This is a genomic window from Streptomyces asoensis, from assembly GCF_013085465.1.
GTDB classification, from domain to species: Bacteria; Actinomycetota; Actinomycetes; order Streptomycetales; family Streptomycetaceae; genus Streptomyces; species Streptomyces cacaoi_A.
Genome location: NZ_CP049838.1, coordinates 9197972 through 9214076 on the forward strand (window position 1 = coordinate 9197972; position 16105 = coordinate 9214076).

Annotated in this window: 12 protein-coding genes; 8 read left to right on the top strand and 4 right to left on the bottom strand. The window is 71.9% G+C overall.

Going from position 1 to position 16105, the window contains the following annotated elements:
* From G9272_RS40850 to G9272_RS40875, 6 genes are all read left to right on the top strand, one after another.
* Window positions 1–1578 (top strand): dynamin family protein, encoded by a 1578-nt coding sequence (locus G9272_RS40850; protein WP_171401244.1) that lies wholly within the window; start codon window positions 1–3, stop codon window positions 1576–1578.
* Window positions 1575–3107: an Hsp70 family protein gene (locus G9272_RS40855; RefSeq protein ID WP_171401245.1), complete on the top strand. Its 1533-nt coding sequence runs from the start codon at window positions 1575–1577 to the stop codon at window positions 3105–3107. Before G9272_RS40850 ends, G9272_RS40855 begins: the two co-directional genes overlap by 4 nt.
* A complete protein-coding gene (locus G9272_RS40860; RefSeq protein ID WP_171401246.1) occupies window positions 3070–4995 on the top strand; it encodes a dynamin family protein in 1926 nt (641 codons plus the stop codon). The genes G9272_RS40855 and G9272_RS40860 overlap by 38 nt, the downstream gene beginning before the upstream one ends.
* The gene (locus G9272_RS40865) at window positions 4988–6502 is read left to right on the top strand and encodes a hypothetical protein (RefSeq protein ID WP_171401247.1); all 1515 of its coding nucleotides are present in this window, start codon (window positions 4988–4990) and stop codon (window positions 6500–6502) included. Before G9272_RS40860 ends, G9272_RS40865 begins: the two co-directional genes overlap by 8 nt.
* Before the next feature lie 3 nt (window positions 6503–6505).
* Entirely contained in the window at window positions 6506–8479 is a 1974-nt protein-coding gene (locus tag G9272_RS40870) for a dynamin family protein (RefSeq protein WP_171401248.1), read from the top strand.
* Window positions 8480–8848: 369 nt separating this feature from the next.
* Complete coding sequence (locus G9272_RS40875; protein ID WP_171401249.1) at window positions 8849–9337, top strand: roadblock/LC7 domain-containing protein; 489 nt, start codon at window positions 8849–8851, stop codon at window positions 9335–9337.
* A 41-nt stretch (window positions 9338–9378) separates the two neighbouring features.
* Here G9272_RS40875 and G9272_RS40880 read toward each other — a convergent pair whose 3' ends face one another.
* The gene (locus tag G9272_RS40880) at window positions 9379–9891 is read right to left on the bottom strand and encodes a hypothetical protein (RefSeq protein WP_253268091.1); all 513 of its coding nucleotides are present in this window, start codon (window positions 9889–9891) and stop codon (window positions 9379–9381) included.
* A 297-nt stretch (window positions 9892–10188) separates the two neighbouring features.
* On the opposite strand from G9272_RS40880, the gene G9272_RS40885 reads away from it, so the two are divergent.
* On the top strand, window positions 10189–11808 hold the full coding sequence (locus tag G9272_RS40885) for a serine/threonine-protein kinase (protein WP_171401251.1): 1620 nt from the start codon (window positions 10189–10191) through the stop codon (window positions 11806–11808).
* Between the two features lie 28 nt (window positions 11809–11836).
* Here G9272_RS40885 and G9272_RS40890 read toward each other — a convergent pair whose 3' ends face one another.
* Entirely contained in the window at window positions 11837–13432 is a 1596-nt protein-coding gene (locus tag G9272_RS40890) for a serine hydrolase (protein WP_171401252.1), read from the bottom strand.
* Between G9272_RS40890 and G9272_RS40895 the strand changes: the two genes are divergently transcribed.
* Window positions 13422–13583 (top strand): hypothetical protein, encoded by a 162-nt coding sequence (locus G9272_RS40895; protein ID WP_171401253.1) that lies wholly within the window; start codon window positions 13422–13424, stop codon window positions 13581–13583. The two genes, G9272_RS40890 and G9272_RS40895, sit on opposite strands and share 11 nt — an antisense overlap.
* A 54-nt stretch (window positions 13584–13637) precedes the next feature.
* Here G9272_RS40895 and G9272_RS40900 read toward each other — a convergent pair whose 3' ends face one another.
* Entirely contained in the window at window positions 13638–14603 is a 966-nt protein-coding gene (locus tag G9272_RS40900; RefSeq protein WP_171401254.1) for a DUF1152 domain-containing protein, read from the bottom strand.
* Between the two features lie 136 nt (window positions 14604–14739).
* A complete protein-coding gene (locus tag G9272_RS40905; RefSeq protein WP_171401255.1) occupies window positions 14740–16104 on the bottom strand; it encodes an FAD-dependent oxidoreductase in 1365 nt (454 codons plus the stop codon).
* Window position 16105: the final 1 nt, after the last annotated feature.

The window sequence follows — 16105 nt, forward strand, 5'->3', positions numbered from 1 at the left end:
ATGGCATCGCGCCGGACGGAAATGCTGGACCGGGCGCTTCGGTCGTTGCCCGAGGGCCCGGCGGCACAGCCCGTACGGGAAGCCCTTCAGGGCGCTCACGAAGCGTTGCGCGCGCCGTTGCGCGTGGCTGTGGCCGGGCGGGTCAGCTCGGGCAAGTCGACGCTGGTCAACGCCCTGATCGGTGGTGAGCTGCTGGTCACGGGAATCAACCCTGTGACCTTCACCGTGTGCGTGCTGCGGCACGCGGAGGTCCCGTCACTGACCGTGCGGTTCAGTGGCGGGGTGGGGCCCGAGTCACGGCCGCTGTCGGATCTGCGCCTGCTCACCGCGCGTGGCGCCGACGGGGCGGCGCCGGGGGGCCTGGACCATGTGGAGATCTACGGCCCTTTCCCGTACCTGGGCACGTTCGAGCTGGTGGACACGCCCGGGTTCGGCTCCCGCTACACAGCGGACACCGCCGCGGCCATGCGGGCACTGGGTGTGACCCCCGATGCGGTGGCCCGATCGACGGCTGGTCAACTCCGGCGTTCGGACGCGGTGATCGCCGTACTCAACACCGCGGTGGCGGGACAGGACGCCGATCTGCTCACCCGCTTCCGGGGCGCGGACGGCACGTCACCGTCGCTCACCCCGATCACCGCGATCGGCGTGCTGACCAAGGTCGAGCTGCTGTGGCCCGGAGAGGTGGACGATCCGTGCGACGACGTCCTCGCGCTGGGACGCGACCACGCCCGGCGCATCATGGCGGATCCTGGTACGAGGCGGCTCCTCCACGACGTCATCCCGGTCTGCAGCAAACTCTCCGAAGGTGCAGCCGGCCTGACCGAGGCGGAGTTCGACGGCCTCGACCTCCTCTCCCGCACCCCCGAGGCACGGCTCAGGGCACGACTGGACGACCGCAGGGGCTTCGCGACGCGCCGGTACGACGACCTGCCCCTGCCGCCCGAGCGACGTCGTGCCTTGGTGGCACGCCTGAGCCAGTACGGCGTGTTCCTGGCGAGCCGGCTCGTCCGCGAAGGTGCGGACACCCCTGCGGAACTGTGCCGGGCCCTCGAGGCCGCGAGCGGCATGGAGCATCTGAGGCGGACCCTGCTGTCGCACTTCGGAGAGCGCAGGGAACTGATCAAACTCGGCCGTATCGTCGACGCGGCCCGCGACCTCCGCACGCGCCAGACACCCGCCGAGGACCCGCGCGTCCGCGCCCGCATCGGCGACGCCCTGCGCATGGTCACCGACTGGGAGCACGACGATCCGGCGTTCGTGGAGCTGCGGTTGCTGGAGCAGTGGTACGAGAAGCGCCTCGACATCCCCGACGCCGCCGGTGAGGAACTGGAGCGCGCCGGGGGTGAGCGAGGCACATCGGTGGCCGACCGGCTCGGCTTCCTCGACTCGTCGGCTCCGCCGTCACTCGCCCGGCTCGAGCGGGCCGCCCTGGAACGCGTGGAGCACTGGCGCCGTTCGAGCGTGGTGACCAGCCCCGGACTCCGGATGGTGGCACCGGTGCTGGAACGCCGGTACGCGCAGCTGTACGACCGAGTGCGGCAGGCACGGATCCTGCTGGGGGAGGAGCTCCCATGACCGAGCCGAGTGCCCCTGCCTCCGGCGGTACCGTCGCTGTCCGGACGAGCGCCCGCAGTCCCGTCCTCGTCGTCGACCTGGGGACCACCAGTTCGTCGGCCGTCGTCGCCTCCGCGGACGGGCAGCACCACCTGCTCAAGCACACCGACGGCATCACCCGGCACGACTGGCTGCCCACTGCGGTCCTCCTCGATCAGGACACCTTCCTGGTGGGCTGGCAGGCCTACGAACGCCGAGGCGACGATCCGGCTCTCTACCGGACCGAGTTCAAGCCCGACATCGGCAGCGCCGTTCCCATTCCCTTCGGCCGTTCCTCCTTCCCGGCAGCAACGCTCGTGACGGCGGTGCTGGCGCACATCCGTGAGATCGCCGCCGAGCTCGGTCCCGTGCCGGAGCGCGTCCTGCTGACCGTGCCCGCCGAGACCACGCACGCCCGCCGCGATGCCATGGTGGGGGCAGGGCGGGCCGCGGGCTTCGACGACGTGGATCTGTTGCCGGAGCCGGTCGCGGCGGCCTACGCCCCCACCCTGGGCGGCGACTGGCAACGGGGTGACCTGGTCCTGGTGTACGACTTCGGCGGTGGGACCTTCGACGCCGCTCTGGTTCGCATCGGCGACCGTACGCACGAGATCCTCGGCCAGCAGAGTCTCCTGACCGGCCACGGCGGACGGGACATCGACGCCGCCCTCATGGCGGACCTCCGCCCCGCCGCCGACCGATGGCTCACCGCCGATCCCACACGCGAGGACATCCGCCACCGCCTCGACAGGCGCACCGCGGATGCTGCTGTCGCCCTCAAGCACCGCCTGAGCACGGCCGAGCGGGCGACCGCCGAGATCGCCCTCGACATACCCACACAGTGGGTGTCCCGCGACCGCCTCCATGACATCGCCATGCCTGTACTGGCCGGGACCGTCGCCTGCTGCCGGGCGCTCATCAGCCAGGCGGGGGCCACTCTTGACCAAATAGCCGCGGTCGTCCTCGTCGGCGGAAGCACCCGCCTGCGCATGGCCGCCGCGTACGTCGAGAAGGAACTCGGCCTCCCCGTACGCCGAACCGCCGACCCGACGCTCGCGGTGGTCCACGGTGCGGCCCGCTGGGCCGGTCTGACCGCCGGCGGCGGCATGACCGGCGAGGCGCCGACGGAGCTGGAGTACCCGCTGAGGTGGCCGATTCCGGCTGGAGAGGCCAGGCTGGAGCGCTGGCTCGTCGCCGAGCACGGCACCTATCCGGCGGGCGCCGCCCTCGCCCGCGTCCGCCTGACCGACAACACCCTCCACGACCTGTGCGCACCCCGCGAGGGGAGGATCGTCCGGCGCCACGCCCTGGAGGGCCAGTGCGTCTTCGACGGCGACTGGCTCGTCACCGTGGTGCATCCGCTGCCGCCCGGTGCCGAGTTCACGTACGAACTGGTGCCCTGGGCACAGGGCCGTCGGAGCAGTACGCCGGACCCTCGCCACCCGAAGCGCGCCGCACGGCGAGGAGGTGGCGATGACCGGGACGACGACCGGGAGATCCCCCCTCGCTGACTGGGCCATGGACCACCTCGCGTGCGGCCGGGACCTGATCGAGCGGCATGTGCCGGAGCCACAGGAGCGGGCGCGGCTGCTGGGCCTGCTGGACGCGGCGGCCCGCCGGATCCGGGACACCCGGCTGCGCCTCGCCGTGGTCGGCGAGTTCTCCAGCGGCAAGAGCACGCTGATCAACGCTCTGCTCGGCGACGGCCTCCTGCCGGCGGGAGCGTTACCCACGACTGGCGCGGCCACCTGGGTGACTGCCTCCCGGGGCACGCCCGGCTACTCGTTCCGGCTGGACAGATCAGCACATCACATCGTCCTGCTGGACGGCCGGCCCCCGGCTCCGGAGGTGCTGTCCTCACTGCGCGGCACCGAGCCGGATGCGGAGCCGTCGGCTGACGGCGCCGTCCTGCTGCGGGAACTGGTCTCCGAGGGGCCCTGGTGCGACCGGATCGACGAGCTGACCCTGAGCGGGTGCGCGCCGCTGCTCGACCAGGGAGCGGTCCTGATCGACACACCCGGCAGCAACTCGCCCGTCGCCGGGCACGTCCGGGTCACCCGGCGGGTGATGGCCGAGGAAGCGGACGCCGCTGTTGTCGTCGTCTCCTCGCACGTCCTCATCACCGACTCGTTGGTGCGGTTCCTCCAGGACGCCGTGCCGGCACCGGCAGGCGGCCGGTACCTCTTCGTGATCACGCGCATGGACGATCTCGACGGGGACGACGAGTACGCCTCGGTGCTGTGCTCGGTGCGCACGCGCGTGCAGCGGCAGCTGGGCATCCGGGACCCCGTCGTGCTCGGCGCAGCGCCGGCAGGTGTCATGAAGCGGCTCGCCGGGCGGTCCCTGACCGCCGCGGCCGCTCACTGGCACGAGCGGTTCCCGGAGCTGGAGCAGGCCCTCGGACGCTTTGTCACCGAGCAACGCCCCGCCGGCGTGCCTCTGCGCGTGCTGCGCTCGCTCGACGAGGCGCTCGCCCTCGTCGAGGAGGCGCTGACGCACCGTCACCAGAACCTGGAAGCGGCATGTACGGAGCTGACGGCGCGCCCGGTACGAGAACTGGACGACTTCCTGTCGCCACGGGCCGAACCCGTCAGGGCCGTGACCCGCCAGGTGGCCCAGGCAGCCCGGACAGTGCGCCGGGACGTGGACCTGGCCTGCGACGACGTATTCCGTAGTGCCGCGACCTCCCTCGTGGCGTTGGTGTACTCCTCCCGGTCCCGCACCGAACTGGCCACACGTGTAGGTGCCACCGCCGCACACACCGTCGAGGAAGCCGTCATCGCCCTGTCCGAGGAATTGGCCGACCTGATCAGCCGGCAGGTGAACGACGCCGCTTCGGGGGCTGTCCGGCTGCTCGATGAGGCATTCACAGCCGAGTACGCGGACTGTCTCCCCACCCCCGTGCCTCCGGTGGGGCAGGAACCGAACGCGATCGAGGCACTTGGCCCGCCGCTCGGCGGGCGCCTGCACGGGACGACGCTGAGCAGGAGTGCCGTCCTCGGTGCCCTGGCGAGGAACGAGTACCTGGGTAAGTGCGCCGCCCTGGTGCTCGGCGGGTTCCCGCTGTTCCCCGGCCTCGATCGGCTCCAGGAGGAGGTACTGACGAGCCTGACCACCTGGCTGGAATCGGTGCACGAGGAGGTGCGCGTCGACGCACGGCGGCTGGCCGAGGCCGCCGTCGCGCGGCTGGAGCAGCACACGTCCGCCCTCGTGGAGGCGTACCGGGCCACGCGTACCGGCACGGTGGCGCAGCTGCTGAGCGATCGGGCCGCAGCGTACCGGCGCATGGGGAAGGAAGGTGCCGCGGTCGCCAAGGGGATGGCCACCGTTCGTCAACGCCGACTGCTGGTGCGTACCCACCTGACGCGTCTCGACGTTCCGAGGGAGCCCTATGAATGACACATCCGCCGACCCCCGTACCGTGCCGTCCCCGCCGAACCACCTGGAAGAGCTGGCCCGGGCGGTCGCCGAACTGCACGCCGCTCACGGGCCGTTCGACGACGGGCCGGTCCTCGATGACACTCGTGGTGACGCTCCCCGTGACGCGGCCACCGCAGACGGGGCGGTGCACGTGGTCGCAGTGGTCGGGGAGCGCGGGCGCGGCCGGACCACCGTGGCCCGGCAGTTGGCCACGACGCCCGCCCGGATCATCGACGCCCCGCCGTGGGGCTCCCCGGGCGCGCTCCCCGACGCCGACGTGGTCGTGGTCGTCGTCGCCGCGGGTTCGCCGCTCGGGATGAGTGAGCGACAGGCCGTCGAGGCGTCGGCCGATCGCACCGGAGGCGCTCCGGTCCTGGTCGCCGTTACCCGACTGGACACCCTTGACGAGGAGGAGCGGCCTACCGTGCTCTCGTACGTCCAACGGCGGGCCCGCACCATCCTGCCCGCGATCCGGGTCGTACCGGCCGGACGCACCCCGGACGAGGGCCATGACCTGCGTACCGAAGTGGCCGCCGCACTGGGGATGACGACGAGAGAAGCCCGGGCACGCCGTCGCCTCCGGGTCAGGATGGGGGAGGAACTCGCCCTCCTCGGCGAACGGGCGACACATGAGGCCGCCCTCCAGGCACAGCGGCGGCAGCACCGTGAAGCACAGCAGGCGGCGGCGAAGGCGGCCCGGGCCGCGGGCGAGGAGCGCTGGGCGGACATCCTCGCCACCCTCACACGGCGGTCCGCGCAGGAGGTGACGGCGGCTCACACCCGGATACGGGCCCATCGCGCGAGCTTGCTCCAGGACGTCCTCGCCGCCCATGAGCGCGGTGATCCGGCTGCACCGAACCGGGTAGACCTGGCGACGCGGGCGATCCTCGCCCAAGGCCGGGGCCAGGCCGACGCCGCACTGGCGGGGAGCCGGGAGGAGGCGGTACGGCAGGTGCACGACCGGTTCCGGATGGATTTGGCCGCATTCCTCGCCGAACCGTCGGATGCGGCGTGGACCCGTGCACCCGAACCGGCGCCCGCGCCCGCGACGCCCCCACCCGGCCAGCGGCGTTACACGGCGGCCACCGTCGCCGCCGGTGCGTCGCTCACCGTGGTGAACCTGGCCCGGGGCGCGAACGTCCAGGCGGTCGGCATCGCGGGGCTCACCTCGTTCCTCCTCGCCCTCGACCACCGCGAACGGGGCAAGGCCCGTGCCGCCGCGGCGCGCGACCAGGCGGATCGGATCGTGGCCGTCATGGAGGAGTGGACCGCCCGCTGCACCGACGACGGGTACACGGCCTTGCTCAGCGGTGTATGCGCGGCCCGGGAGCAGTGGCGCGCCGAAGCGTCGCCGGCCGCTCCCGCCGACGGCGACGACGCCGAGGAACCGGACTGGAGCGGGGTCCAGGGGCGCGTGGCGGAACTGGAGCTCGTCCTGCGGGAGCTGAACCGAGGCGAGTACGTACAGAAGGGGGAGGTGTGCTGACGCATGCCCAAGAGCGCTGACGCGGACGACCTCGGCGGCATCGCCAGGAAAAGGCGGGTTCTCCTGGAGTTGATCGAGCGGCAGTCCATGGTCGTTCGTGATCTGCGGGACGAGGCCGTCGCCGGTGACCTGGCGGATCTCGAACAGCAGGTACGGGACGGACGCTTCACCGTGATGATCGTCGGCGACTTCAACCGGGGCAAGAGCACCCTGGTCAACGCCATGCTCGGCAGCCGGGTCCTGCCCACCAAGCCGGAGCCGACCACCGCCGTCATCACGGAGGTGCACTACGCCGAGCAGGCCACGGCCCACCTGTACCCGACGTCCGACAACGGCCTGACGCCCGAGCCGGTACAGGTGGACCTCGACCTCCTCGAGGAGTACCTGGCGGTAGACCAGGACGCCCCCGATGTGGCCGGCCTGTACGAGCGTGCGGTGGTGCGATGGCCGGTCGCCCTGTGTCGCGACGGAGTGGTGCTGGTCGACAGCCCCGGGCTCAACAACATCAACGTGCACACCGGCATCACCCTGAACTACCTCCAGAGCGCCGACGCGGTGATCATGGTGGTCGACGCGACCGTCGCCTTCGCCGAGAACGAGCGCGAATACCTGGAATCCAGGATCCGTGCAAGTGGCCACGAAGACGTTCTGTTCGTGATCACCAAGACCGACACCCTGGACACGTACGAACTGCCGATCGCCCTCCAGTCCATCCGGCGGACGGTGGAGAAGCTGCGCCGCCCGCGGGAAGCGCTGTTCTTCGTACGCGCCAAGCAAGCCCTCAACGGGCGGGTGAGCGGCGACCAGGAACTGATCGAGACCTCCGGAATCACCGAGTTCGAGGAGGCGCTGTCCGAGTTCCTCGCCCGGGAGAGGGGACGCGTGCAACTCCTGATCGCCGCGAACCGACTCGGTACGTACACCGTCATGTCCCATGGCGCGGTGGCCGACCGCCGCCGGCTCGCGGCCTCGAGCCATGCGGAGCTGGAGCGTCGGCACGCCGCGCTCCAGCCAGAGTTGCTCGCCCTGGAGGCGCGTCGGCAGAGGTTCCTCGACGCCGCCGGCGCGGTCATCGACGAGGCACAGATGTCCATCGACGCACGCGCCAGGGACCTTCTGCGCACCATCGCCGACCAGTGCGTCGACTGGGCTGTGACGACGGAGACGGAGGCCGGTATCGGCTGGAGCCTCCGGCTGAAGAAGAACGCCGAAGCGTTGGCCAAGGAACTGGGCGCCGCGCTCGCCGCCCGCGCCGAGTCCGAGGTCACCGTGTGGCAGGCCGAGGTGTTGAAGCCGGCGTTGGAGACGTATGGTGCTGTCCTCTCCACGGTGATGGAGAGCGAGGTCGAGCGTTTCGAGGCCGACCTCAGGGCTCTGCGTTCCACGCTCTTCGCGGCCGGAGCGAGCGACACCATCGGCGACGTCGCCGGGCCCGGCATGGGGGAACGGACCGTGGCAACGGTGCTCGGCTGGGTCGGCGGCGGACCGGCCCTCGGCTTCGCCGGTGCCAGGTTCGGCATGAAGGGCATGCTCAAGCAAGCGGCACCGATCATGGGCGGGCTGGCCGTTGGTGTCCTGCTCGGCGTGGGGACCGGAGGACTGGCCTTCATCGCGATGGGCATCGCGGCCGCGCTGAACTTCAAGGAGCTGCCTGCGGCGGAGAAGAAGGTCCGCCAAGCGATCGGTGCGCGCATCAGGGACCAGCTGCTGGCCCAGCGGGAGACCCACACCGCGAGGATGGCCACGGAGGCCGTCCGCGGTCTCCGTGACGCCACAAGTGCCTTTGCGTCCGGCCTGCACACCGAGATCGAGTCGGTACGCAGCCAGGTGGACGCCGCTCTCGAAGCCAAGCGGCAGGGCGGCGAGGCCGTCGCCGCGGAACTTCGACTGCTCGACACCCTTGCGGCGGAGCTCGACCGCATCGACCGCGACACCGCCGAATTGCGCGCGGGACTGGACCCTCTCCCCGGCCTGTGAACCCATTGCCGCAACGACCGGGGACGATCAGGCCCTCATCCTCGTAGTGGCGTAACGATCGCGCACTCACGCGCACCGCGATCTTCCAGCACTCGGCGCTGCGATGAAGTGAAGACCTGCTCAGGGGTCGACAACCGCAAGTCCCGCAACACGGCGTACAGGGCGAAAACTGCTCTTGGCCTGCAAAAACGCAGGTGGAGCGTTCCAGGTTCGGCGGTAGCCGCCCGTCTCGCGGCATGTTCCAAAGGAAAATGCCGGAGCCATCGCTTTCGGACGCGGCTTTCCGTAGCCTCAGGAGTACCTGAACCACCGCGCGCCGCACCGCACTTGATCCGTGTCAGCCGACAACGCGCCGAAGGGGCAACGGTCATGGCCGTCGAGACCGAGGTTCTGAACGAACTGCACCGGTTGCGTGCCCGTATACCGGAGCTGACAGGGGCGTTGGCGGCCGGTGCCGACGGTCTCGTGCTTGCCGAGGACATGCCGGACGTGCAGCCGGAAGGGCTGGCCGCGCTCACCGCGGCGGCGCTCGGCGTCGGGCGCCGGATGGTCGACCTCGCGGCCCGCGGCGAGTTCCGCGAGCTGCTGGTGCGTGGGGCCGGGGGCTACCTCGCGACGTACGCGGCCGGGCCGTCCGCCGTCCTGACGTTGCTCGCCGACGACCGGACCAACGTCGGCCGTCTGCATCTGGAGGGGCGGCGCAGCGGCACGCGCATCGCCGAACTGCTGCTGGCGGCGCGGTCCATGGACGACGGGCCCGTCGTCCATGGCGGTGAGCCACCGGCTCCGCAGTTCCGCGGCCGGATCCTCGGCGCTCTGCCCCTGCGTATCCCGCCGCAGTCCCGATACGAGCCCTGACGGACTCAGGGTGGACTCCGGGCGGACTCCGACGGGAGCGCCTACGACCCGGTGGGCCGTCCGCGTCGTCCGCCGACCCCGCGCCGTCGGCCGGCGCCCCGTTCCGGGCCCGCACCCGCGCCCGACGAGGGGGCGCTGAACCCGCCGGGGACGAGACGCGGTGGTCCCACGGTCGGTGTCGCCGGCCCGGAGGGAGTCGGGCCGGTACCCGCCCCCCGGCCTGCCTCCGTGCCCGTGCCCGTGTCCGGTGCCGGGTCGGGAACGCGGGGCTGCGGTGGAGCCGCACGGTTCAGTACGCGTGCGTGGGGCAGTAACGGGGCGCAGGCGGCGCAGACTTCGCTGAGGGTCCACACCTGGCCCACCGCCGGGTCGTGCCGCAGGACGAGGACCACCGAGCCCGCGCAGGCGACCCGGGTGCCCTCGTGCAGCGCGCACCGCTGGCGACGGCACCAGCAGGCGGCGTCGTGATGTACCGCCGCGGCTCTGGCGTGCGCGGCCGCGTGGGCCACCGCGAAGCGGCGCAGGGCCGCGATGTCCCGGGAGCGCGGCGGCATCACGCATGGCGAGGAGCAGGTGACCGATGCGGTGCGGTCCCGGTGCCCGACCACACGGATCGTCCAGCAGCGGCCCGGGCGGCGGGCCGATGGGGCGTCAGGGTACATAAGAGCCAAAGCACATGTCCTTCGTGGGGGAGGGCGATGAGCGAGTGGGGGAGCGGTCCGGGAAGAGTCCCGCACGGCCCGGCGGAAGTGACCTCGCTCACAGCATGCCCGTGGCCTCCGCGGACCATTCGCGCTGTGCCCCCTCTGGCCGACGCACCGCCTGTCGGTCCGTACCCCTAAGCTCCCTCCATGAGCACAGCGGAACCCCACAGACGCGTCGTCGACGGCCGTTTCGAGCTGGTCGGGCGACTTGGCGGCGGAGGCATGGGCCTGGTGTGGCGGGCCCACGACCTGGCACTGCGTCGGGATGTGGCCGTGAAAGAGGTGCGGCCGCCGGACCCGGACCTCGCCGAGTACGACCCCGAGGGCGCGCGGACGCTGCGCGAGCGCGTACTGCGAGAGGCTCGCGCCCTGGCCCGCGTCCACCACCCCAACGTCGTCACGATCCACCACATCGTCGACGGCGGCGAGAACACGTATCCGTGGATCGTGATGGAACTCGTCGAGGGCGGCTCCCTCCAGGACCGGCTCGACCGGGGCGTGATGACGCCGGCCGAGGCCGCCCGCCTGGGCCGCGAGGTGCTGTCCGCGCTGCGCGCCGCGCACGCCGTCGGCATCGAGCACCGCGACGTGAAGCCCGCCAACGTCCTGCTCTGCCCCGACGGGCGGCCCGTGCTCACCGACTTCGGTATCGCCGCCGTCCGGGAGTCCGCCAGTCTCACCGCCACCGGCGCCGTCATCGGCTCGCCCGACTTCATGGCGCCGGAACGCGTCAGCGGCAAGGAGGGCGGGCCCGCCGCCGACCTCTGGTCGCTGGCGATGCTGCTGTACGTCGCCGTGGAGGGCCACCATCCGCTGCGCAGGGCGAGCACGCTCGCCACGCTGGCCGCCGTGCTCGGCGAGGACGTGCCCGAGCCGGTCCGGGCCGGACCGCTGACCGGTGTCCTCAAGGCGCTGCTCGTCCGCGACCCACAGGCTCGCCCCGACGCGGCGCAGGTCGACCGGATGCTCGCGGCCGTGACCGGAGACGCGCCGGATCCGTCGCAGGCGGCGCCGGCGCCGGGCCGGCTCGCCCCGCCGACCTCCTACCCCCTCGCCCCGCCCGCGGCCGCCGACGTCACCCCCGCCCCGCCGCACACCACCGCCCCGACCCGAGGGCGCCGGACCCGGGGCACGGCCATCACCGGAGCCGTCCTCGGCACGGCTCTGACGGGCGTTCTGGTGTGGACGCTGCTCCCGAACACGGACGACGGCGAAACCGGCGGCGCGGCCACGCCGAAGCCGTCCGTGTCGCAGACTGCCCGGCAGGCGTCCTCCGGCGGCTCGTCCGGCGGGGTCGCTGCCGCGGAGAAGGTCGACCTGCTCAGTGAGAAGGGCCTCAAGACGGCCGTGGCGAAGCTGACCGCCGCCATGGGCGGGACGAAGGTCACCAGCCTGGTGGTGTACGGGGAGTACGCCATCGCCGACGCCCCCGTCGCCGGTCACCCGAAGCTCTACGACCGATACATGTACCGGGGCGGCGACGTGGCGGTGAAGGACGGGCCAGGCGGCACCGTCATGACCGGCGCGATCCCCGTCGACCTGGACGTCTACGACTGGGACGCCGTGCCCGCGTTGCTCGCCAGGGCCACCGAGGTGCTGGGCGTCGCCGAGCCGACGAGCCGATACCTGGTGATCAACCCGGGTTCCACGATCTTCGACAGCGGGCCGACGATGAGCGTCTACCTGTCCGACGACTACGGCAGCGCCTACCTCCGGGCCGATGTGCGGGCCCGGGTGATCGAGACCCACCCGCGCGACGACGGCTGACTCCCGGCTGCCGGTTCGCGCGCTCGCGCTATTCGCGGGTGAAGGTGCCCAGGCCGGTCTCGTCGAACGCCTCCACGGTCACCCGGGTCGCCTTGCCGTCCCGGTCGCCGTGGAAGGTGACGCCGGACAGTCCGACGGCGTTCTCGCCGACCGTCCGGAAGCTGAACGTGTCTCCGTCGTAGTGGGTCAGCCGGAACGTCGTCGGCTTCGGGCCCAGCCGCATGGTCAGTGCGCCGCCGGACGCGGAGACGGTCAGCGGACCGTAGAAGCTGTTGGCGTACGTCCCGGTGTACGCGGCGTCGGGGCGGGCGGCGGCCGCGTCCGCGGGCGGGGTGGAGTAGTCGGTGGGCGAGATCCCCGCCTGTTCCTGCTGCGCGTAGACCTTCCCGATCAGGTCGAGCCAGTCGGCCGTGGCCTTCCCGTGCTCGGCGGTGTCGAAGAAACTCTCCGCGATGGCGTCGGGAAGCCCGAGCGGCTTGCCGTTGGTGAGGACCACGATGCCCAGTTGCTCCGCGGGAAGCATGGTGACGTTGGTGTTCGCGCCGAGGGCGAAGGCGCCCGAGTGGCTCAGACGCAGGCGGCCGAGGTCGTCGTAGCCGACGTTCCAGCCGAGGCCGTAGAAGCCCGTGCGGCCGGCCGGCGCCTGCGGGGGATTGGAGACGATCGCGGGGAGGTGGGTGCGCTCGAGCTGCTCGGCCGGGATGATCTGCTCGCCGTCGAGCTTGCCGTTCGCCAGCTGGAGGCGCAGCCAGCGGGACATGTCGCGGGCGGAGGAGCTGGCGCCGCCCGCGGGGGCCTGGGCGTCGGCGTCGCGCACGAACTGGGCCCGCCAGGTGCCGTCGGGGGCCTTCACATGCAGGTCGGCCCGGTTCTTCGCGGCCTCGTAGTCGGCGAAGAGGGAGCTGGTGGAGTCCATCCCGGCGGGCTTGTAGAGGGTGTCCTCGGAGAGCTTCTCCCAGGTCGTGCCCTCGGCGTCCGCGACCGCCTGACCGGCCGCCGTCGGGCCGTAGTTGGTGTAGGCGTAGGAGGCGCGGAACGGGGCCAGTGGCTCGTACCGGAGGTGGTTGAGAATGTACCTGCGGTCGTAGCCGAGGTCCTCCAGCAGATCGCCCGCGTGGTCGGGCAGGCCGCTGCGGTGGGCGAACAGATCGGCCACCGTGACGTTCCGCGTCACCCACGGGTCCTTGAGGGCGAAGCCGGGCAGATGGGCGGCCACCGGGTCGTCCCAGCCGATCTTTTCGTCGCCCTCGCCCACCGCTCCGGCGACGACGGTCGACGCCAGTGGCTTGGACAGTGACGCCAGCTCGAACACCGTGTCGGGGTCGATCCGGGCGGACCGGCCTTCGTGGCGGACGCCGAAGCCCTTCAGGTAGACGACCCGGTCCTTGTACACGACGGCGACCGAGACCCCGGGCACGCCCGTCCGCTCCATCCCGTCCCGCACGATCCCGTCGAGCTTCCCCACGGCCGCGTCCACCTCCGCCGCCGTCAGCTGCGGAGGCGGCTGGGGCGGGGGAGCGGCGGCGAGGACACCGGGGACGAGCAGCAGCGCGGCCACGGCCAGGGCCGCCCGGGCCTTCCCTCGGTGGCGTGTCGTCGTCTGCCGAACACCCATGCAGACCATTGAACGCCTCGCCGGGAACGGTGTCCTGCCGAGACGTGCGCACCCGGCCGGGCGCCGCCGGCGCACCGCTGCCGCTCAGTGGGGCATGTTCATGTCGGGGTTCACGGGCGAGGGGGCGGTCGTCGGCGGCCGCGACCTCGCCGCCCGCTGACGCCCGGCGCACCGCCGCCCGCGCGGCACCGCCGGCCGTACCGAGGGGCGAGGCTCAGTGCGGGAAGGCGCGCGGCTGCCGCAGCAGGGGGAGTTCGTCGCGGAACTCCTCGATGCGGGAGCTGATCTGCCGCATCAGGACCGTGCCGGCGAGGCGGTCGAGGTAGAGGTTGCGACGGGCCAGGCCGGGCGCGTCGACGCAGAAGTACAGCGCCATGAGCGGATTGACGAACAGCTCGCTGTCCTTGGTCCGCTCGGTGAACCGTACGTCGCCGAAGGCACCGCGCACGGCGGCGGCGACAGAGCCGTTGACGATGCTCGGGTGGCCCGGGGTGCAGGCCTGGGCGTCGGCCACGGCGTCCAGGTAGAGGGCACCCTCGGGGCTCTGGTGCGACAGCGAGAACGCGCCGAGGTAGGCGCCCTCGCGGTCCAGCGCGGCCAGGTTCTCCAGGACCAGGGAGTGGTTCACCCCGTGGTGGGCGTCCACGCCGAAGCCGAGACAGGCCACCAGCCGGTGGGGGACGTCGTCGAGGTCGTGCACGGCGGCGAGGCTGGCCATGTCCTCCTCGGGCGTGCCCAGCCCGTGCTCGTCGCCGCGCATCAGGATGTCGGTCCCGCCGTCCACCAGGACGACGGCGTCCACTCCGCCCAGGTGGTCGAGGAGCGCGCGGTAGGCGGCTCGCAGGGGTTCCACTCCGGTGCGCGGGAAGGCGTACACCGTGGCGGGGAGGTCGTGCCGGTCGAGCCAGCGGGCCAGGGTGCGCTCGGGGAAGTAGTCGCCGCGGGTGGGGATGTCGGGGTGGATGGCCGCGACGTCCGGCTGGAGCCAGACCTCGGAGGGCAGCCCGTACAGGTCGGCGAAGGAGAGGTTGGCCAGATGGACCTCCTTGCCCGCCGAGCGCAGGGCGAGTGCCAGCGGCAGGCCCGCGTACACGTCGAAACCGCCGCCCGCACCGGCGATGAGCACCCGGCGCGCGTCGCGCAGCCGGGTGAAGAGGGCAGGCTCGTGGAGGGAGAACACCCGGGGACGCTAACAGGTGTCGATCATGCGGCCCAACAGGATTACGTCAACCGCCCTGAACCGTGGGCGGGTTGGGGTTCGGCCGCCGACCGTGGCCGGAGTGACCCGCCGTGGCGACCGAACCCCACGCCCAGGACTACGCGCCGCTCTCCCGCAGCATGTCCTCACGCTCGACGATCTTCACGCGCTCGCGGCCCTGCGGCTCGCCCAGCGCCTTCTCGGCGGCGTCCAGCTTGTACCAGCCCTCCCAGGTGGTGAAGCGGACGTCGCGCTCGGCGAGGAACGTCTCCACGGCCGCCGGCTCGGGCGAGGCGGGCGTGTGCAGACGGCCGTTCGCGTGGTCGTCCAGCAGGTTCGACACCGTCTCGTTGGCGTCGCCCTTGGTGTGGCCGATGAGGCCGACCGGACCGCGGCGGATCCAGCCGGTGACGTACGTCGACTGCAAGTGCTCGCCGGACTCCTGTATGACGCGGCCGCCCTCGTCCGGGACCGTGCCCGAGTCGAGGTCCCAGGGCAGCTTCGGGAGCTTGTCGGAGAGGTAGCCGACGGCGCGGTAGATCGCCGTGACGTCCCAGTCCTTGAACTCGCCGGTGCCCTTGACGTTGCCGGTGCCGTCGAGGGCGGTGCGCTCGGTGCGCAGACCGACGACCTTGCCGTCCTCGCCGAGGATCTCGGCCGGCGACTCGAAGAAGTGCAGGAACAGCTTGTGCGGGCGCTCGCCGACGTCGCGGATCGCCCAGTTCTCCAGCGTCTTGGCGACCATGTCGGCCTGCTTGTTGCCGCGCCGCGTGGCGATGGAGCCGTCGTCGTAGTCGATGTCCTCGGGGTCGACGATGACCTCGATGGTGGGGGAGTGGTCCAGCTCCCGCAGCTCCATCGGGGAGAACTTCGCCTGCGCCGGGCCGCGGCGGCCGAAGACGTGGATCTCCAGCGCCTTGTTGGCCTTCAGGCCCTCGTGGACGTTGGCCGGGATCTCCGTCGGCAGCAGCTCGTCCGCCGTCTTGGCCAGGACGCGGGCCACGTCGAGGGCGACGTTGCCGACTCCCAGGACCGCGACCTTCTCGGCCTCGAGCGGCCAGGTGCGCGGTACGTCCGGGTGGCCGTCGTACCAGGAGACGAAGTCCGCGGCGCCGTAGGAGCCGTCCAGCTCGATGCCGGGGATCGACATCTCGCGGTCGGCCGTCGCGCCGGTGGAGAAGATCACCGCGTCGTAGAAGGCGCGCAGGTCGTCCAGGCTGATGTCGGTGGGGTAGTCGACGTTGCCGAAGAGGCGGATCTGCGGCTTGTCGAGGACCTGGTGCAGGGCGTTGACGATGCCCTTGATGCGGGGGTGGTCCGGGGCGACGCCGTAGCGGATCAGGCCGAACGGGGCCGGCATGCGCTCGAAGAGGTCGATGGAGACACCCGGGTCGGCGGCCACATCGGACTTGAGCAGCGCGTCGGCGGCGTAGATCCCGGCGGGGCCGGCTCCGACAATGGCTACCCGCAGGGGGCGGGGCATG